Origin of the sequence: Cylindrospermopsis curvispora GIHE-G1 (assembly GCF_014489415.1) — a bacterium.
Lineage (GTDB): Bacteria > Cyanobacteriota > Cyanobacteriia > Cyanobacteriales > Nostocaceae > Raphidiopsis > Raphidiopsis curvispora_A.
Genome location: NZ_CP060822.1, coordinates 1,349,519 through 1,369,975 on the forward strand (window position 1 = coordinate 1,349,519; position 20,457 = coordinate 1,369,975).

11 protein-coding genes and 1 pseudogene are annotated in these 20,457 nt (G+C 39.9%); 5 read left to right on the plus strand and 7 right to left on the minus strand.

Features of this window, described 5'->3' with window-relative positions:
* The first annotated feature begins 134 nt into the window (after positions 1–134).
* From nifJ to IAR63_RS06290, 3 genes are read left to right on the plus strand one after another with little or no spacing between them, the layout of a single operon-like run.
* The gene (gene nifJ / locus IAR63_RS06280) at positions 135–3,749 is read left to right on the plus strand and encodes a pyruvate:ferredoxin (flavodoxin) oxidoreductase (protein WP_187706984.1); all 3,615 of its coding nucleotides are present in this window, start codon (positions 135–137) and stop codon (positions 3,747–3,749) included.
* Positions 3,750–3,761: 12 nt separating this feature from the next.
* The gene (locus IAR63_RS06285) at positions 3,762–4,808 is read left to right on the plus strand and encodes a dihydroorotate dehydrogenase-like protein (RefSeq protein WP_187706985.1); all 1,047 of its coding nucleotides are present in this window, start codon (positions 3,762–3,764) and stop codon (positions 4,806–4,808) included.
* 39 nt (positions 4,809–4,847) lie between these two features.
* On the plus strand, positions 4,848–5,960 hold the full coding sequence (locus tag IAR63_RS06290; RefSeq protein WP_187706986.1) for an ATP-dependent 6-phosphofructokinase: 1,113 nt from the start codon (positions 4,848–4,850) through the stop codon (positions 5,958–5,960).
* Here IAR63_RS06290 and IAR63_RS06295 read toward each other — a convergent pair.
* From IAR63_RS06295 to IAR63_RS06305, 3 genes are all read right to left on the minus strand, one after another.
* Complete coding sequence (locus tag IAR63_RS06295) at positions 5,952–9,032, minus strand: PAS domain S-box protein (protein WP_187706987.1); 3,081 nt, start codon at positions 9,030–9,032, stop codon at positions 5,952–5,954. The genes IAR63_RS06290 and IAR63_RS06295 overlap by 9 nt on opposite strands.
* 232 nt (positions 9,033–9,264) lie before the next feature.
* Complete coding sequence (gene ppsA / locus IAR63_RS06300) at positions 9,265–11,700, minus strand: phosphoenolpyruvate synthase (protein ID WP_407927156.1); 2,436 nt, start codon at positions 11,698–11,700, stop codon at positions 9,265–9,267.
* 129 nt (positions 11,701–11,829) lie between these two features.
* Positions 11,830–13,101, minus strand: a complete 1,272-nt coding sequence (locus IAR63_RS06305; protein ID WP_187707382.1) for an RNA-guided endonuclease InsQ/TnpB family protein — start codon at positions 13,099–13,101, stop codon at positions 11,830–11,832.
* Positions 13,102–13,180: 79 nt separating this feature from the next.
* Between IAR63_RS06305 and tnpA the strand changes: the two are divergent.
* Positions 13,181–13,583: pseudogene (gene tnpA / locus IAR63_RS06310) on the plus strand (IS200/IS605 family transposase).
* A gap of 59 nt (positions 13,584–13,642) precedes the next feature.
* On the opposite strand, the gene IAR63_RS06315 reads toward tnpA, so the two are convergent.
* The 4 genes from IAR63_RS06315 to fbp all read right to left on the minus strand — a co-directional run bounded on the left by IAR63_RS06315 (position 13,643) and on the right by fbp (position 20,074).
* The gene (locus IAR63_RS06315) at positions 13,643–15,487 is read right to left on the minus strand and encodes a CheR family methyltransferase (RefSeq protein WP_187706988.1); all 1,845 of its coding nucleotides are present in this window, start codon (positions 15,485–15,487) and stop codon (positions 13,643–13,645) included.
* A 409-nt stretch (positions 15,488–15,896) separates the two neighbouring features.
* Complete coding sequence (gene opcA / locus IAR63_RS06320) at positions 15,897–17,267, minus strand: glucose-6-phosphate dehydrogenase assembly protein OpcA (protein WP_187706989.1); 1,371 nt, start codon at positions 17,265–17,267, stop codon at positions 15,897–15,899.
* 32 nt (positions 17,268–17,299) lie between these two features.
* Positions 17,300–18,829, minus strand: coding sequence for a glucose-6-phosphate dehydrogenase (gene zwf / locus IAR63_RS06325; RefSeq protein WP_187706990.1), 1,530 nt, complete (start codon positions 18,827–18,829; stop codon positions 17,300–17,302).
* A 195-nt stretch (positions 18,830–19,024) separates the two neighbouring features.
* Positions 19,025–20,074 (minus strand): class 1 fructose-bisphosphatase, encoded by a 1,050-nt coding sequence (gene fbp / locus IAR63_RS06330; protein WP_187707383.1) that lies wholly within the window; start codon positions 20,072–20,074, stop codon positions 19,025–19,027.
* Positions 20,075–20,323: 249 nt separating this feature from the next.
* Here fbp and IAR63_RS18635 point away from each other — a divergent pair, with 249 nt between their 5' ends.
* The gene (locus IAR63_RS18635) at positions 20,324–20,446 is read left to right on the plus strand and encodes a hypothetical protein (RefSeq protein ID WP_268905687.1); all 123 of its coding nucleotides are present in this window, start codon (positions 20,324–20,326) and stop codon (positions 20,444–20,446) included.
* Positions 20,447–20,457: the final 11 nt, after the last annotated feature.

The window sequence follows — 20,457 nt, forward strand, 5'->3', positions numbered from 1 at the left end:
AGTTCCTCAACTTTTTCCCATATCCTAAAAGGGAGTCTGGGAATATTAATGCCTGCACAGTATTATCTATATCTATTAATCACGTATGTTTACTAGTGTTTACTAAAGTCAATAATCAATTAGGTTAGGGAATTATGCCCAAAAATAAAGGTAAAAATCAAATCCACGCCATAATAGATGGTAACGAAGCAGTTGCTAGAGTTACTTATCCACTAAATGAGGTGATTGCCATCTATCCAATTACACCATCTTCACCCATGGCCGAATCCTCCGATGGATGGATGAGTGATAACCGACCAAATGTTTGGGGGGTTGTGCCCACGGTAGTACAGTTACAAAGTGAAGGTGGTGTTGCGGGTGCAGTACATGGAGCTTTACAAACCGGTTCCCTGACCACCACATTTACCGCTTCCCAGGGATTAATGTTAATGATCCCCAATATGTATAAAATTGCTGGTGAACTTACCTCCACAGTATTCCACGTCGCAGCGCGATCGCTCGCAGCGCAAGCACTATCAATTTTTGGAGATCATAGCGATGTCATGGCCACCAGAAGCACTGGTTTTGCCATGTTATGTGCAGCATCAGTGCAAGAAGCACAGGATTTGGCAGTGATTTCTACCCGCACTAGTTTAGAGTCTCGCATACCATTTCTACACTTTTTTGATGGTTTTCGTACTTCCCATGAGGTAAATAAAATAGAAATCCTCACCAATGAGGAGTTAAAAAGTTTCATTCCCATAGAGTTAGTTATAGCCCACCGTAAAAGAGCTTTAACACCTGATAATCCAGTATTAAGGGGAACTGCCCAAAATCCTGATGTTTACTTTCAAGCAAGGGAAACAGTGAATCCATTTTACTTAGCTTGTCCCGACATTACCCAAAGAGTAATGGATGAGTTTGGTCAAATGACAGGTCGTCAATATCAACTGTTTGAATACCATGGAGATCCACAAGCTGAGAGAATAATTGTCCTTATGGGTTCAGGTTGTGAAACAGTCCATGAAACAGTGGACTATCTCAATCAACAGGGAGAAAAAGTGGGTGTGGTTAAAGTAAGACTATATAGACCTTTTGACACCCAGAGGTTTATTGATGCTCTACCAGAAACCACCCTAAGTATGGCAGTTTTAGATAGAACTAAGGAACCGGGAGCAATTGGTGAACCTCTATATATAGATGTTATTACAGCATTAAGGGAAGCTAAACTCCATAAAATTCAGGTGGTAGGTGGTAGATATGGGTTATCATCAAAAGAATTTACACCTGCTATGGTAAAAGCTGTTTTTGACCATTTACTTCCTACAGTCAATGATTCAAGTCAGAATATATCCACTAATACATATCCTAAGAACCATTTTACAGTTGGTATCAGGGATGATGTGACCCATAGTAGTTTAGGATATGATCCTGAATTTAACATTGAAGCGGATAGTATTGTGAGAGCCATATTCTATGGTTTGGGTGCTGATGGTACAGTTGGTGCTAACAAAAACTCAATTAAAATTATTGGCGAGGAAACTGACAATTATGCCCAGGGCTACTTCGTCTATGATTCTAAAAAATCTGGATCAGTTACCGTTTCTCATTTACGATTTGGTTCTCAACCAATTCGTGCCACTTATTTAATTACCAAAGCTAATTTCCTAGCCTGTCATCAATGGGAATTTGTGGAAAAATTCCCCCTATTGAAAGACCTGGTTCCCGGTGGGACATTTCTCCTCAATTCACCATATAACCCAGAAGAAGTATGGGATAAATTACCCACCTCTTTACAAGCAGAAATTATCAATAAACAAATCAAATTCTATGTAATTAATGCCTACAAAGTTGCCAGAGAATCAGGTATGGGTGGATATATTAACACCGTCATGCAGGTCTGTTTCTTTGGTGTTTCTGGTGTTTTACCTAGGGAAGAAGCCATAGAAAAGATTAAAAAATCTATTCGCAAAACCTACGGTAAAAAGGGTGAAGAAATTGTGGCCATGAATATCCAAGCGGTGGATAAAACCCTAGACAATTTACACCAAATTACCCCAAAAGCAAAAACAGCATTAACCACCTCCCCCTTACAATCACCCATACCCGAGCACGCACCCATATTCGTTAAAGATGTGCTAAGCAAAATGATAGCTCGAGAAGGGGATGATTTACCAGTTAGTTGTTTACCTGTAGATGGTACATATCCCACGGGAACATCAAAATGGGAAAAACGCAACATTGCCGAGGAAATACCAGTTTGGGATCCCCAAGTTTGTATTCAATGTGGTAAATGTGTCATGGTCTGTCCTCATGGCGTAATTCGGAGTAAGGTTTATCAACCCGAACAACTAGTAAATGCACCTCCTACTTTCAAAACCGCCAATGCTAAAGAACACCATTGGCATGAATTGAAATTTACCATTCAGGTTGCAGCAGAAGACTGTACAGGTTGTGCTTTGTGCGTTGATGTGTGTCCAGCCAAAAATAAAGCCCAACCTAAGAAAAAAGCCATTAATATGGCACAGCAAAGACCATTAAGAGAACAGGAACGGGAAAATTGGGATTTCTTCTTGAATTTACCCAATCCAGACCGTAGGGACTTGAATTTGCATCATATTAATCAACAACAAATGCAAGAACCCCTATTTGAGTTCTCAGGTGCTTGTGCAGGATGTGGTGAAACACCTTATATTAAATTAGTGAGTCAATTATTTGGCGATCGCATGGTTGTGGCTAATGCGACGGGTTGTTCATCTATCTATGGTGGTAATTTACCCACCACACCTTGGACAAAAAACTCCGAGGGAAGAGGTCCAGCTTGGTCGAATAGTCTATTTGAAGATAATGCGGAATTTGGTCTAGGTTTTCGGGTTTCCATAAATAAACAACAGGAAACAGCAGCTTATTTACTGCAACAATTAGCATCCCATATAGGGGAAAATTTAGTTAGTGAAATTCTCAACTGTGAACAAAAAACCGAAGCGGATATTTACGAACAAAGAGAACGGGTGTCAGTTCTCAAACAAAGACTGGAGGAACTAGGGGAATCTGAAATCAGCAACCAGATCAAAAATCTCCAATCCCTAGCTGACTACCTGGTGAAAAAGAGTGTGTGGATTATTGGAGGTGACGGTTGGGCCTATGATATTGGTTACGGTGGATTAGATCATGTTATTGCTAGTGGAACTAATGTAAATATTTTAGTATTAGACACAGAAGTTTATTCTAATACTGGTGGACAAATGTCCAAATCTACCCCCAAAGGTGCAGTAGCTAAATTTGCTGCGGGAGGTAAAGCAGCAGCTAAAAAAGATCTAGGTTTAATGGCCATGAACTATGGTAATGTTTACGTTGCTAGTGTGGCCATGGGAGCAAGAGATGAACACACATTAAGGGCATTTTTAGAAGCAGAAGCTTACGATGGACCGTCCCTAATTATTGCCTACAGTCATTGTATTGCTCATGGTATTAATATGAGTACAGCCATGCAAAATCAAAAAGTTGCTGTGGATTCAGGAAGATGGTTATTATATCGTTATCATCCTGACCGATTGCTACAGGGATTAAACCCCCTACAGCTGGATTCTCGCCACCCCAGAATACCTGTGGAAAATTCCATGTATATGGAAAATAGGTTCAAAATGCTCACCAAAATTAACCCTGGACGAGCTAAGGATTTACTCCAATCCGCTCAAGAGGATGTGAATACTCGCTGGCAAATGTATCAGTATTTAGCTGCTAGAAAATTCTCAGAACAACAAGAATAACACATACCCATTATGAACCTGACTACCAACTATCTAGGAATGGAATTAAAATCACCCCTTGTACCTTCTGCTTCTCCTCTTTCTCAAGAGGTGGATAACATCAAATTGATGGAAGATGCGGGTGCGGGTGCTGTGGTCATGCACTCACTGTTTGAAGAACAGTTGACTTTGGAAAAATATGAACTCCATCATCATCTTACCTATGGAACGGAAAGTTTTGCAGAAGCATTGACCTATTTTCCTGAACCAGCAGATTTTCGCGTTGGACCACAAGAATATTTAGAACATATTCGCACAGCTAAGGAGCAAGTCAATATTCCCATCATTGCCAGTTTAAACGGTTTCTCTCCTGGTGGGTGGACAGAATATGGCCAACTGATGGAGCAAGCAGGAGCATCTGCACTGGAATTAAATATCTACTATGTTCCTACCAATCCAGATTTAACCAGTGCGGAAGTAGAACAGAATTATATTGATATTCTCCAGTCAGTCAAAAAATCGGTGACAATTCCCGTTTCCGTCAAACTCAGTCCCTATTTTACTAATACTGCTAATATGGCAAAACGTTTAGACCGTGCTGGAGCTGATGGACTGGTCTTATTTAATCGGTTTTATCAACCCGACATTAATTTAGAAACCCTAGAGGTTGAACCCCAGGTTCTTTTAAGTACGCCCCAAGCCATGCGGTTACCCCTGCGCTGGATAGGGATCCTCTATGGTCATATTCACGGTAGTCTTGCTGCAACTAGTGGTATTCACAATGCTCAGGATATCATTAAAATGCTTATGGTTGGTGCAAGTACAACCATGCTCTGCTCTGTAATTTTGCGAAATGGAATTAATTATCTTAAATCATTACAGCAGGATGTAATTAAATGGATGGAAACCCACGAATACGAATCCGTTAGACAAATGCAAGGTACCATGAGTCAGCTCAACTGTCCCGATCCTACCGCTTTTGAAAGGGCTCAATATATGAAAGTTTTGCAAAGTTATCAACCGGAATCGGAAAAAAAAGATACAAATCTCAACGCAGATAGGTTAGTTGGTCACAGATAATAGGTCACTGGTATTAAGAAATTTAAGGTAGTTGGTAATATGAAACGCATTGGCATCCTCACAAGTGGTGGAGACTGTCCGGGGTTAAATTGTGTGATTCGCGCAGTCGTAAGTCATGCCATACTAACGTATAATTGGGAGGTGGTTGGCATTCCTTATGCTACCCAAGGGTTACAGCAAAGACAAACTATCCCCTTAAGTATACATGGTTGGAATTTACGGGGAATAGATCCTTTATTGAATATGGGGGGGACAATTTTAGGTAGTATCAACGAGGGAGATACCCTTGCTGCTGCTGGGGAAATTTTGTCCGGTTATGAAGCTTTGGGTTTGGATGCTCTAATTGCTGTAGGTGGAGATGGGAGTTTAAAAATCATCCATGAATTAGCTACTATGGGAAATTGGCATTTAGTTGGTATTCCTAAAACTATTGATAATGATGTGGCTTTGACCGAACGTTCTATAGGTTTTGACACAGCAGTTAATACTATTGTGGATGCCATTAACCGTCTCACATTTACTGCTGCTAGTCATGATAGGGTAATGATTGTAGAGGTTATGGGACGCACTGCTGGTCATTTAGCTCTCCATTCTGGGATTGCTGGTGGTGCGGATGTAATCTTAATTCCGGAAATACCATATACCATTCAGGGTATTTGTGACCATTTGAAGGAACTTCGAGATACTTGGAAAAGGAAATTTGCCATTGTGGTGGTTGCTGAAGGTGCTACACTCTGTTCAGAAGATTTAAATAATGGTCATAGGGTGACTGTGGAGAATATACCAGATGCTAACATTGGATCTGCCAAATGTGGTCGTGGTCAATATGTTGCAGCACAAATTTCCAATTTTGCCCATGGTTTCGATACCAGGGTTTCTGTACTAGGTCATATTCAAAGGGGTGGTATTCCCTCAGCTCTAGACCGTCTGGTTGCTACCGCTTTTGGTAAAACCGCAGTGGATTTAGTTGCTCAAGGGAAAAATCATCAAATGTTGGCCTGGCAAAATGGCAAAGTTACAAGTATTCCCATCGAAAGTTCTTTGAATCAAAGTCCTCAGCTTGTAGATCCAAAATCAGATTTGGTAGAGATTGCTCATGCTTTAGGTATATATGTAGGACTTACTGAAAAAATGACTAAGGTTTTAGTTTAGGAAATTCATGGGGGAGGAATCTCCCCTAATCACCATGCTCATACTACTTAACAAATCGCTGGCACTATAGGGTTTTAGCAAAACTCCTTGTATTTTCATGTTAGCAGATTTTGGAATTGCTTCTATAGTGGATATTCCACTGCAAGCAATTATCTTCACCAATGGATTAATTTTTTTCATGGCTTGAATAGTAGCGATGCCATCTATCTTGGGCATCATTATGTCCATTAAAACTACACTGATATCTTGTTTATATTGACCATAAATGGCGATCGCCTCCATACCATTACTAGCAGTGAGGGTGTCATAATTGTGGGTTTCTAAAATCATCCTAGTCACATCCCGAATTTGTGGTTCATCATCCACTATTAAAATCAATTCCCCTCTTCCTATTTCTGTGGGCAATTCTTGTGGAAGGGGGGGGTGTGGAGCTTCTATGGATGGTAGAAACACTTCAAATTTACTTCCTTGTCCCTGTTGGGTATAAAATTGCAGGTGACCATTATGCTTTTGAATAATTCTAGAGACTATGGATAAACCTATGCCAGATCCCACACCATTTTGTTTAGTGGTAAAAAATGGTTCAAAAATCTTATCTGCTACTGCTTGTGACATTCCTATTCCCGTATCAATGATGGTAATGAGAATATAGTGTCCCTCTTGTAATTTTTCATTTATCAAATTATCCCGATCAATAAAAGTATTTTCCGCTGCTATAGTTAGCACTCCTCCCGATGGCATAGCATTGAGAGCATTAACCACTAAATTTATCATTATCTGATACAATTCGGTACTATCTCCAAACACGGTGGCCAGATTATTAGCTATTTTAGTTTTCAACTTAATAGACTTAGGAAAAGTGTGTTTAGCAAGGTTAACAATTTCTAAAATTAGGTGTTTAATTTGCACAATTGTCCATTCATTACTTGCTCCCCTGGCAAAAGAGAAAACTTGTTTAACCAAGGAAGAAGCTCGTGTGGCATTGTCCTCAATCATGGTCAACAATTGGGGATGGGTAATATGGTCTTGCAGAGATTTACGTTTGAGCAGTTGAGCTGAGCCTAAAATAGGTGTCAATATATTATTTAAATCGTGGGCAATACCACAAGCTAAAGTGCCAATGCTTTCTAGTCTCTGGGTACGTAAAAATTGCTCTTCTAGTTGTTTTTTATCTGTGATGTCTGTATCCACAATCAAAATAGATTTTGGTTGCCCATCTCCATCAAACATGAGTGTCCAACGACTCTCAACTGTCACCTCTTCTCCGGATTTCTTGTATTTGTGTAATACTCCTTGCCAACTTCCCGATCTAACCACAGCTTTTAGAGCAATTACTTCTTGTTTCATCGCTGTTTTTTGAGAAAATAAATCCCTCAGATGTTTGCCTATGGCTTCCTCTTTAGTCCAACCATATATCCTGCGCGCTCCCTGATTCCAAAATAATATCTCAGTCTGAAAATCTCTCACAAAAATAGCATCAGTGGCAATATCTAGTAGAGCTGCTTGTTCATAGAGTTTTTGTTCTTTTTGTTTGTAGGCGGATATATCTTGCACTGTGCCAATCATGCGGGTAGCTTCCCCTTTTTCGTTACAGAAAACCTGTGCCGTGCTAGTTAACCAGTGTAAACTACCATCGGGCCAAATAGCACGAAATTCAATGGTAAATCCGCTTTTTTTATCCAGGGCTATCGTTAATTTATTACTTAAAACTTCTGCGTCTTCTGGATGAATTAACTTGAGTAAATCTTCATAACAGGATGGAGATATAGTACCTCTTGGCAGTCCGTACATTGGCCCAACACTTTCAGACCACATATAGTCCTTAGTGATTAAGTTACAATCCCATATACCCATTTTGGCAACTTCTAGGGCTAAGGTCAGTCTCGTTTCACTTTCTCGTAGTGCTATTTCTGTTTTTTGATGTTGTCTGATTTCTGCTTGCAAGGTTTGATTCAGTTGCACCAATTCTTCTGTACGTTTTGCTACTCTCTGTTCCAAATCCTCCGCTGCTCTGGTCAACACTTCCTCGGCTTTTTTGCGATCGCTAATATTGTTAATTAACCAGATCCAACTATGTTCTTTTTTATGGGGATCGTATATGCCAACTATTTTCACACTAGCTGGAAAAAGTTTTCCTTTTCTTGGTTGCAGGTAAATTTCTTGCTCTAGTGATTCTTGTTGTGGTTGAAAATCTGCTATTTGGCAAGTGAATTGCTGACGATATTTTGGAGCAATAAAGACTATGATTGGTTTACCTATTAGGTATTGTTTTTCTACGGAAAGTAAGGTTGATGCGGTTCGGTTGGCATTTTTAATTATGCCCACTTTGTCAGTTACCAAGTAACAATAGGGTGTAAGTTCAAATAATTGATGATAGCGGTTTCTTTCCAATTCAGCTAACTCATGGGCAATTACTAATTGTTGATTTTGTTGTCTGAGTTCTTCTTCTATAATTTGTAATTCTTCTATGGTTTGCTGGAATTCTTCTTGAATATTGACTTGCTCTGTTAATCTCTGGATACCATTGGCATCTTTTCCAGGATCCAGTTGTTTCCACAACACACGTTGTCTGATAATTCCTACAACTTTACCCTGATCATCTATTACTGGTAAATGATCTATTTCATTCCTGCTAAAGGTTGATACTAAAGTTCCAATATTTAGTACATTTGATATATTTGACAGTTTGAGTGTGGTGACTGGTTGGGTCATCACTTCTACAATTTTCGTTTCAGCAAGATTCCTACCACTAGCAACTACTCTGGCCAAATCTGTTAAAGTGAATATTCCTAACAACTTTTTGTCTGTTTCGATTAAAACGTAGCTAGTTACCTCCTGTTTCGTGTTACTCTCTGAATCCCAATTTCCAGACTGAGGAAATTGGGATCCAGGATGTCCATGGTTCCGTTTCTGGTTCATTAAAACAATTGCGTCTAATACGGAAGTGTCAGGACTGACCCATAAGGGCTGAGGATCGATAACCTGATACACATCTAAATCCGTATCCCTGGTAGAATCTAAACTTATCTGCTCAATTCGCTGGTCCTGGGAAAAATCGGGAGGTGGATACATTGGGAGATAAGAACAAAGGAAGGAGGATGTTTTTTTCCCAGATATCCCTAAATTCTGGAGAAATTTAGGGATCTGGATTCACCGATACTTTTTTGCTAAATAGTGCTAACAAATACATAAGTTGAGATTTTCTCCCAACCAACTGGACTCCTTAGAGGTCACTTAAAGTCGGGATTCTCACTTGATCATTCTGTTTCTATAGTGTAGCACAAGTTGGCAAGTTATTCACAAGCTAATTACCTTCTGCTGATGCAATCTCTAACATGGTTTTAATTACAGAATCAGGGTTAAGACTGATAGAATCAATGCCCAACTCCACCAAAAACCTGGCAAACTCTGGATAGTCGCTGGGAGCTTGACCACAAATACCAATTTTTCGATTACACTCCTTAGCAGTGGCGATCGCTTTTCTAATGGTACGTTTTACTGCTTCATTACGTTCATCAAACAAATGGGCAACCAACTCAGAATCCCTATCTAGTCCCAGAGTTAACTGAGTCAGGTCGTTAGACCCAATGGAAAAACCATCAAAAACTTGACTATATTCATCCGCGAGCATCACATTACTGGGTAGTTCGCACATCACATAGACTTCTAAACCATTCTCTCCACGAACCAAACCATGTTTTGCCATTTCTTCCAACACCCGTCTTCCCTCTTGGGGGGTGCGACAGAAGGGAACCATGAGTATTACATTGGTTAGACCCATATTATCTCGCACTCGCTTCATGGCCTCACATTCCAGTGCGAAACCTTCCCGGTAACGGGGATCGTAGTACCGGGAAGCACCACGCCACCCAATCATGGGGTTTTCTTCCTTGGGTTCAAATTGTCTACCACCTAAAAGATTAGCATACTCATTGCTCTTGAAGTCAGATAACCTAACTATTACCGGTTTAGGGTAGAATGCAGCAGCAATTGTGCCAATACCTGCGGCCAATTTGGTAATGAAAAATTCCGCTTTGTTCTCATATTGGGCAGTTAATTCCCCTATCTTATGTTTGGTCAGTTCATCTTCTAGTTCGTCAAAGTGTAACAGTGCTAATGGATGAGCTTTGATGTGGTTAGCAATAATAAATTCCATCCTAGCTAAACCCACCCCATCATTGGGAATAGCAGTTAAACCCAAAGCTTCCTCTGGGTTACCCACATTCATCATAATTTTGGTGCGGGTACGAGGTAAATTATCCAAAGGTAATTCTTGGATGGCAAAGTTTAATAATCCTGCGTAGACCTTACCTGTTTCACCTTCAGCACAACTGATGGTAATTTCCTGTCCAGTTTTCAAAACTGTTGTCGCATTTCCACAACCAACTATAGCTGGAATGCCCATTTCCCTGGCGATAATTGCCGCATGACAGGTTCTACCACCGGAATTGGTCACGATGGCACTGGCCTTCTTCATAATCGGTTCCCAATCCGGATCAGTACGATTAGTGACTAACACTTCTCCGGATTGAAACATTCCAATCTGATGAACGTCAAGAATTACTCTAGCTTGACCCTGACCAATCATTTCCCCCACACTACGTCCTGTTAATAAGACATCACCCCTTTCTTGTAATTGGTAACTTCTAAGAACAGTTTTAGATTTTTGTGATTGTACGGTTTCAGGTCTCGCTTGCACGATAAATAGTTCTCCCGTAATGCCATCTTTTGCCCATTCTATGTCCATGGGTGTTGTAGTACCACGCACCTGGGAATAATGGTCTTCAATAATGCAGGCCCAATTTCCTAATTGTAATATTTCATCGTCGTTCAAAGCAAATTTATTCCTCTGTGCTGCAGATACGGAAACGTTTTTGGTGAGTTTGGTTCCACCTAAATCGTAGACCATTTTAATTTCTTTGCTTCCCAAACGTTTTTGCAGAATGGGTTTATACCCCTGTTTTAAGGTGGGTTTAAATACTAAGTATTCATCTGGATTAACAGCACCTTGCACCACATTCTCACCTAGTCCATAAGCTGCAGTAATTAAAGCTGCGTCTTTGAAACCGGTCTCCGTATCAATGGAGAACATCACTCCAGAACTTGCTAGATCTGAACGTACCATTTTTTGCACCCCTACTGATAGAGCAACCTCAAAGTGGTCAAACCCCTTCAGTTGTCTATAAGAAACTGCTCGATCCGTAAAGATGGAGGCAAAACATCTATGGCAAGCATCCAAAACACCTTTAATTCCATGAACATTTAGGTAGGTTTCTTGTTGACCTGCAAAACTAGCATCAGGTAAATCCTCAGCGGTTGCGCTAGAACGTACTGCAACATCAAGATTAGCACCATATTCTTGACACAGGGTCTGATAGGAACGGGCGATCGCCTCTTGTAATTCTACGGGGAATGGGGTTTCTAGCATCAGGGATCTAGCTTGTTTACCACATTGGTGTAAATTTTCAACATCATCTACATCCAAATTAGCAAAAATGCTTCTGAGTTTAGTTTCGAGTCCTGCAGTCGCGATAAAATATCTGTAAGCATAAGCGGTAGTGGCAAATCCCGTGGGAACTTTCACCCCTTGTTTAGTTAACTGTTGGATCATTTCCCCTAGGGAAGCATTTTTACCCCCCACAAAAGGAATATCCGCAATGCCAACGGTATTAAATGGAAGAACTAATGCTCTTTCTTTATTCAGTTGAGTAGTTTCTTGATTGGTTTGGATTTGTTGCATCATGATCTTGATTCCCTAGAAAACTACGAATATGTCAATTTAGCAGTGTTGATTTAGTGCTTCTGCGTTTTTATCTTGACAATTTCTTTTATACAAAAAAAACTTGAGGAACTTTTAAGCTTCTCCGGTCTAAAGACATGGAGATTTCTGAAGAGTCCATAAACGAACTTTCTGAGGCTGGCTTAAACAGCCTCTACTGATTCCGCTAAGATCAATTCCTAGCATCACCGCTACTTTTTTCAAAATATTAGCAGCACCATTACAGTCCGCATTAATTTTGAACCCATCAGAAGTTTGATATACTCCGCGACTAACTCGTTTCCCGCTTGCTTCCCACCCTTCGGGTTTTTCACCGAATTTAGGTATATTGTCGCAATCAAAAAACGATGATTGAGAAGTGTATGATTCTTCTGTTTCAATAAAATCTATTCCGTATTGTTTACATAATTGAGCAATACGGTCTTTTAATCTTGCTGTGGGAATTTGGACAAACTTCTGATTGTTTTTAGACCCCAAATCAATACTATCTTTTTGTCCTTTATTCCATCCAAAAACAATAGCACCAATCTTATTTTCAATACAGTGGTTAACGACTATTCTTGCAGCTTTGTTAACTGCATCACGCATTTGTCGGTTTCTTTTTTCGGTAATAGCAGCTAATCTGTTAGACCAAAAACCCTGGGGTTTATCACTTTTAAGTTTAGCTACTGATTTGTTGTACCACTGATTTAAACTTTTTAAATGAAGTCCATCAACAATAAATGATGTTCCCAGATTAGAAACACAAGTTAACCAGTTATTTAACCCGTGGTCAATCCCTAAAACATTATTTCTATCAACATCAGATTTTATTTCATCTACCTGATAGACAAATTCTGCATAAAATTGTCTATTTCTAGGTAAAATACGTACTTCTCTGATTGATTTGAAGTCAAGGTTAGATGGCATTGGTAGACAAAAAGAATCTATCCCAAACCATGCCTTAACTTTTGTTCCCAAAGGAAACCTAATCATCCCATCAATTAACTTTAATGACCTGCCCGTAAAAGTAGCTACAGTCATAACACTTTTACAGTAATTAGGTAATTTTGGTTTTTGGGAAACTTCGCCCTTTTTTGCAGCTTTTACTAGCTCAATGTACGATTTAAAGGATTCAGCTACACTGGTTAGTATTTGTTGAGAAGTATCAGAATACAATGCCTGATAATGAACGTTTTTCTGATAAGTTCCTAGTTGTTTATGCAAATCTGCTCTACTAGGAATATAACCAGTTTTAAAGTACATCTGCCTAGAATAGTAAACGCCACAATTTGTCAGCTTTTTAGCTTCTGTGCAGAGGTACTCCAATATGGCTGTTATTGATTTATCGGACTTGATAAGAACTTGTTGGCATCCGTACATTGTTCGACCTTCAATGTTTGTTGATTTCAAAAGTATAGTTGAGATATGATTTACTTGTCAATAGCAGCCACAAAACAATATGAAGACAACACTGGAATACAGAATAGGAAATCACTCAAAAGGTAATGCAGTAGTGCATCTTGTGTAGATACCTAAACGCCTTCGACAGATAATTTACGAACTAGCCAAAGAAAAAGACTGGGATATCCTCGCTCTTGAGGTTGCTCCAGACCATGTTCATTTATTTGTAGAACATCAACCATGCTATAAATCAAGTGGTTAAAGCTTTTAAAGGACGGTCATCTTGCTTGTTAAGACGAAAATTTCCTGAATTACTTAAACTTCCTAGCCTATGGACTAATAGTTATTTTTATTCCACTGCTGGACAGGTTTCAGCAGATGTTATTAAAAGGTATATTGAAGATCCGCATCACGGTTCAATATCAAGGCGAATAAATTCGCTGTTGGCACTTCCTGTCTAAAGCCAAGTGGCTTCCGTGCCGGCGATTTTCTTGTGAGGAAAAAATTTATCTCAATTATCTCAACTTTGAGAACCGGTCATAATTAAAACCACTCCCTCTATTTTTTTATCAATCAGAGGGGTTAGACCTACATAACACTCAATAATTTTACCTCGACGATTGGTAGATTCTACGCGCACTTCTTGGAAATCTGTCTTCCCCGAGAGAATATCTAAAATGGGCGCTCGCAATTCCTCTACGGGTAAACTAATATCCAGACTAAATAGAGATTTATTGATTACCTCATCATAACGCAGTCCCCATAAGTCTTCTACCAATTCGTTCCAGTTTAAAATGCTAAAGTTTTTGTCAATAACTACTATGCCTTTTTGTAAACTCTTGAAAATGCAATTGATAAAAACATTGTTTCGGTTCAGTTCTAAAGTACGTTCGCTTAATTCTTGATTAATAGTTTGCAGCTCCTCATTGGCAGAATGCAATTCTTCATTCATAGTCTCTAGTTCTTGATTAGTGGACTGTAATTCCTCATTAGTAGTTTCCAGCTCTTCATTGGTAGATTGCAGTTCCTCATTGGTCGTTTCTAATTCTTCATTAGTAGATTGCAGTTCCTCATTGGTCGTTTCTAATTCTTGACGAGAACGTTGTAATGCTTCCTGTAGCTCCACATAACGGGTAACGTCATTAAAAGCAATGCTCACTCCTAATAGACTCAAATCATCCTCTTGTAAGGGTGTAATTAACACATCAAAATACTGTTGTTCCGAATTGGGAACATAGCGTTCTATACTGTTTAAAGTAATGGGACGACGCTCATTATATGCTCGCTCAATTAAAGAACGCAATTCTATGGGACGATAGGAAAGCTCCAACTCATAAAACTGACGCTCTAAATCCATTTTTGACAAGCCAAATAAATTGCGAGCTGCTTCATTAATAATGATTAATAAACCATTGATATCAATCACTATTTCTGCTACGGGTGCTGACTCAAAAGCTAAATCTCGCAGACGAATGTTTTGAGATAACTGACGACTGGATTCGTCATCTACCGAGTTGGCCATAACTAGCAGGCGATCGCGTATATTTGTTGATGATAACTTAGTAAATAATCTATTTTTTATGTCTACAGGCATAAATAAACTAGAATACATTAACAACATTTCTGCTTTTCCTAAAAACAGATAACCAGTATCATTCAAGGCGAAATGAAACCTAGCCATAATACGACCCTGAATCTCAGAGTTAAAATACATTAACGTATTACGACATACTAATAGGTCTAGGCGAGAAATAGGAGCATCAATAAATAAATTGTGCCTGCCAAAAATCACAGAACGGCGTAAATCCTGACGGAAAATATAATTACTTCCCGTTAAATCAAAATACTTATCACGGAATTTTCTAGGTACGGATTCAACACTTTTAACAGGGAATAATGCCTGTCGAGCCTGATTAAGAGCTTCTTCATCTATATCTGTAGCATAAATTTTTACTCGCTGACGAAAATCTTCTGCACCCAGATTTTCAGCCATCAGTATAGCTAGGGTATAAGCTTCTTCCCCGGAAGCACAACCAGCACACCATATACGAATTTGTTCATTCTTTTTTTTGCTTTTAATAATATTAGGGATCACTTGATTTCCCAAGTAATCCCAAGCTGAAACGTCCCGAAAAAAATCAGTTACATTGATTAAAATGGTATTAAACAGATTATTAAATTCTTCTGGATCAACTTCCAGATAGTCCATATAGTCTATAAAATTATCTATATTTAGTGCTTGAATGCGTTTAGTTACTCTCCGGACTAAGGTAGATCGTTTATAACCGGTAAAGTCAAAACCTCGGTTTTGTCTAATGTAAGTGAGCAACCTTTCAAAACAAGGATCTTTTTGTTCAAGATTCATTTCTCAAAAATCACTGAAGGTTCGTTACTAATGGATTTTAGCAGTTGTATGGCTGCAGAGGTACGAGATAAACCAAGAAGCCTACTCATCAACTTTATCCATAGTGCTTTGGCTAAAGCTATATTATGGCAAGAATTGTCTCAAATTTAAAGCCCTCCTGATAGGATGCTGACTTAATTGACAATTATTGGCATGCAAAATATCTGGAACATTGGTTTCATGGTAAAGATATTCAAAAAGCTATGCAACGCCAGAAATCCAAATACATTAGTCTAGACAATTTTTTTGATTGGGCGTTGAATTACCTTGATATTAATCCGTACCCGATTTGATTGAATTACGCAATAGAATTAGCTCTCTTTAACCAGTATTTTCCCTGTGGTTAATACTGGTTAAAAAACCGGTGTAACTAAAGCAACTTCATGGTTTTGGTAATTACCTGTAAACTTTCTTCAAACAAAGCTTCACGACCCCAACGTTGCACTTGTTGACTTAATAAGAACTCTGGTTTTTGTTCTGCAAGGGAATTAACCTGTTGAAACAATCCAGCACTTTGGGCTCCACCCTGAGTTTCCATTCTCATACATCCGCCAGTTTCCGTGCAAATCACTGTACCACAATTAGCTTCAGGATTAGAAGAACTCAATCGTAGAGCAATTAAATCACCTATGATTTCACCAATATCAGCAACTGGAACACCCGCCAACTCAGCTGCTATTTGTCTTTGATCCTTAGATACAAAAACAATATTGGTAATGTCATAGTCCCCCGATTCCTTCTGATAAGAAACCGGTTCCCATTCTAAACGACTGGCTAACCAACCCAAAAATAATAAGGCTTGAGCGGGATTGCCCTTTTCATAATCAATATTCACCCGATCAACTTGCCTTAAAGCTGCCCTACGTTGAGGCGCATCATAAGCTTCAGCGGTTAGTTCCTGCCATGCAGAAAGTCTCCGCCAATTTAAGTCAGCCAGTGGTACACCCGTATCTGCCAAATCCTGTAGAGTCAATAAATCCTTTTCGGGAGAATTAAAGTTACAGGAATCAACAATTACATTATTACAAACTGCTGCTAATCTCTTAAATAGGGGGTTTTGGGAGTCAGGAGTAGCTTTCCACCATAAAAATTTGGGCAATCCGCCAATTAATAAGGCTGGGATCATACCACCAATTCGTTCCAGCGCTGTGGTAGTTCCCGTGAGGGTGATATATTCACAACAAACCAGGGTGCTGGAACTTTGTTTTTGAATTGGACAATAAGCAGAAACCTGTGCTTTTACCCCTTCATCTTCCCCTGCGATGGGACATAAAGTAATAATTCGACAAGGGTTACGCAAGGCGATTTCATCAGCAATGGTGGGACTGGTAGGACTGTGAGTATAACCCATGGCCGCACCATGACTGTCTCCGTGTTCTCCACTATGCTGAAGTTTGAAATATTCTTCCCGTAATACAGTAATGGTTTCTGGTGTGGGAATACCAGTTTCCAACAGTCCGTGTTTTTTCTGAACCTCTCGAATAGAAGTTTTGGTGTGAGGTCCCAAAATACCATCAATCGGACCAGTATAAAAACCAGTTGCTGCCAATAGATATTGGGTTTCTTCTGGCTCATACACCACTAGAGTAAACGTGGTAGCACGGATAGCTGCTGGTAAAGTTCCATTTTCACCCTGAATACCGTAACTTTGCCAAATCTGAGCCAGTTCATTTTCAATATCCGTCACGGAAATGTCTTTAGGTGCTTGCAGGGAATAAATTGTAGAAGTTTCAGTTACCATATTTTTGCACTTGTCTGTTTGGATTTGCGATTCTATAGTCTGCGCCAACGACGACCATCTTGATTAATCAGTAATTCCGCTTCTGCTGGTTCCCAAGTACCTGCTTCGTATTGAGGCACAGTGTCAGGATCCGATGGTAAATCCCATACGGAAAGCGCAGGTGTTACTACACGCCAAGCTGCCTCCACTTCATCTGAACGAGTAAATAGGGTTTGATCCCCCATCATACAGTCTAAAAAGAGTCGGTCATAAGCATCTGATGTGGCTTCTATACCAAAAGAACCGTAAGTGAAATCCATATCCACAGAACGAGTGCGGAAATCTCCACCGGGCATTTTTACGTCAAAACGTAGGGAAATACCCTCATTGGGTTGGATCCGCATGGTTAAAATATTAGCATTTGCTTGTAAGGCCGCAGAAGGGAACATTCTGGAAGGAACTTCCCGAAAATGAATAGAAATTTCACTCACTTTTTTGGGCATCCTTTTACCAGTTCGCAGGTAAAAAGGTACTCCTTGCCATCTCCAGTTATCCACCACAAATTTCATGGCTACGTAAGTAGGTGTTGTTGACTTAGGATCCACCCCCGGTTCTTCCCGATAACCAGCAACTGGTTGTCCTTTCATCCACCCCCCACTATATTGTCCCCGAATAGCAGAACGGGATAAGTTATTCACATCAGCCAATCTAGTAGCTTGTAATACCTTTACTTTTTCCGTACGAATACTATCTGCATCCATGGAATTAGGCGCTTCCATAGCTGTCAAACAATAAAGCTGCATCAGGTGATTTTGCAGCATATCCCGTAAGGCTCCAGAGTTTTCGTAGTATCCTGCCCGATCTTCCACACCTACGGTTTCAGCAACGGTGATTTGCACATGATCCACAAATTGCCTATTCCACAGGGGTTCAAAGATAGCATTGGCAAATCGGAACACTAGCAAATTTTGAACGGTTTCTTTGCCCAAATAGTGGTCGATACGGTAGACCTGGTTCTCTTTACAAACCTTTTGTACTACTTGGTTCAGGCTTTGTGCTGATGCTAAATCTCTACCAAAGGGTTTTTCAATGACTAAACGGTGTTTGTATGGGTCTTCTAACATTCCCGCTCCCCCCAATTGCTTAATTGCTTCTGGGAAAAAATTGGGAGCAACCGAAAGGTAAAACATCCGATTCCCCCTTGTTCCCCGTTGGGGGTCAAGTTCGGCAAGGAAATTTTTCAGTTTTTGATAACTTTCTGGGTTGTCTATATCACCTGCACAGTAGAATAAACCTTGACAAAAGTCCTGCCAAAGCTCTCCTAATTCGACTTTAGGATGGGCTTCTCGCATACCTTTTTCCATCTGTTCCCGAAAATAGTTATGACTCCAGTCGCGACGGGCCACACCCACAATGGTGGTTTCTGGGGGAATGCGTCTTTCTCGACGGAGTTTGAACAGAGCAGGAACGAGTTTACGCCAGGTTAAATCACCGGAAGCACCAAAAATCACAATAATTTGGGGTTCTGCCATCCCCTGTTGTTGTAACCCAACGCGCAAGGGATTTTCTAACAAACTGACCATAGGGGTTTGAGGGTTGAGATTTTTAATTTGACATCAGGTAATGCTTAATGTAATGGTTACACCAACCAGATTTCCTGGCCGTACCCTTCCATTAACAATACCTATACTGGTGACAATATCTTGATTTTCTCTTTTAAAGAGTTCATGCGGGACTGGAATAGTTTTAGGTCCCTATCAACTTTCATAGTTTCTAGGTTAGGACTTGGCAACTTTCTCTGCTAAATCCTTGCCTAAAAATGACTCCACTTTGGCTACATCCTCTTTACTACCTATAATTAGCGGTGTTCGTTGGTGTAATTTGGTTGGCACTAAGTCTAAAATGTCTATTTTTCCATTACTAGCACGACCTCCCGCTTGTTCTATGAGAAATGCTAAGGGTGCATTTTCATATAATAATCTTAACTTACCTTCTGGTTTTTGTAATGTCCCAGGATACAGAAATACACCACCTTGTACTAGTATCCGATGAATATCACTAACCATAGCCCCACTATAACGTGCTGTGTAGCCTTCCGTGCGGTGAACGTAGCGAATATATTCCCTAAATGGTTCTTCCCACTGCCAAAAGTTTCCTTCGTTTACACTATATACCGGACCATGTTGGGGAATTTTTACTTTTTCTTCTGTGAGAATAAACTCTCCTAAACTGGGATCTAAAGTGAAAAAATGTACCCCTTTGCCTATGCTATATACCAACATAGTACTGGGTCCGTATAGTATATATCCAGCTGCTAGTTGTTTTCTACCATGGTTTAAGAGGTCTTTTGCTTCACCGTCTAAATCTGTTCCTTCTTGTTGTCGAATGGAAAAAATTGAACCTAAGCTCAAGTTGATGTCGGTGTTAGATGAACCATCAATGGGATCATACAATAGGGTATAACGTCCAATTGGACAGTTTTCTGGAATATAATAGGGTTTTTCCATTTCCTCGGAAGCAAGACGGCAAACTAGTCCACTTTGCTTGAAGACGGATATGAATACTTCGTTGGCATAAATATCCATCTTTTTGACGGTTTCACCCTGGATATTGGTTTCTCCCGTAAAACCCAAAACATCTTCCATTAGACCTGCACGGGTGAATCTACGGGCGATTAGTTTACCCGCTAAAGCAATGCGATTCATTAGGGCACTTAAGTCTTGGGCCTGGGAGTCAAAGCTTTCCATCTGTTGCAAAACATGACGAGACAGGGTTGTACAATCTCTGTCCAAGGTTTTATCTGTGGATGGTTCTGGGTTTGCTTTCATTTGTGTCATTTCCTATAGCCTGCTTGGGAGTATTGTTTGATCGCAATCTTCTTGTTTTGATGATCTCTCTTCCAATTCCATTCTTTTGGTTTTGATGCGCTACCTTTAACTCTCATTATAGTTTATGGCTCTGGCCACCTGCAAGGGGACCGTACCTAAAACCTCTGTCCACCACTCACTATTAGTTGGCTTGCAGGTTTCTCTAACCAGTCAATTGTATCTTACTTTAAAGTATAAAAAGTATAAAATATGCTTGTTATTTCAGAAGAATTTAATGCTGCTCCCTTTGTCCAAAATTGTCTACTTATGGACAATTTTGGACAACTTTTTAGAGGGGGAATTATCCGCTCTATAGGATCTACCCAAAGCTAGTCAGACCTTTA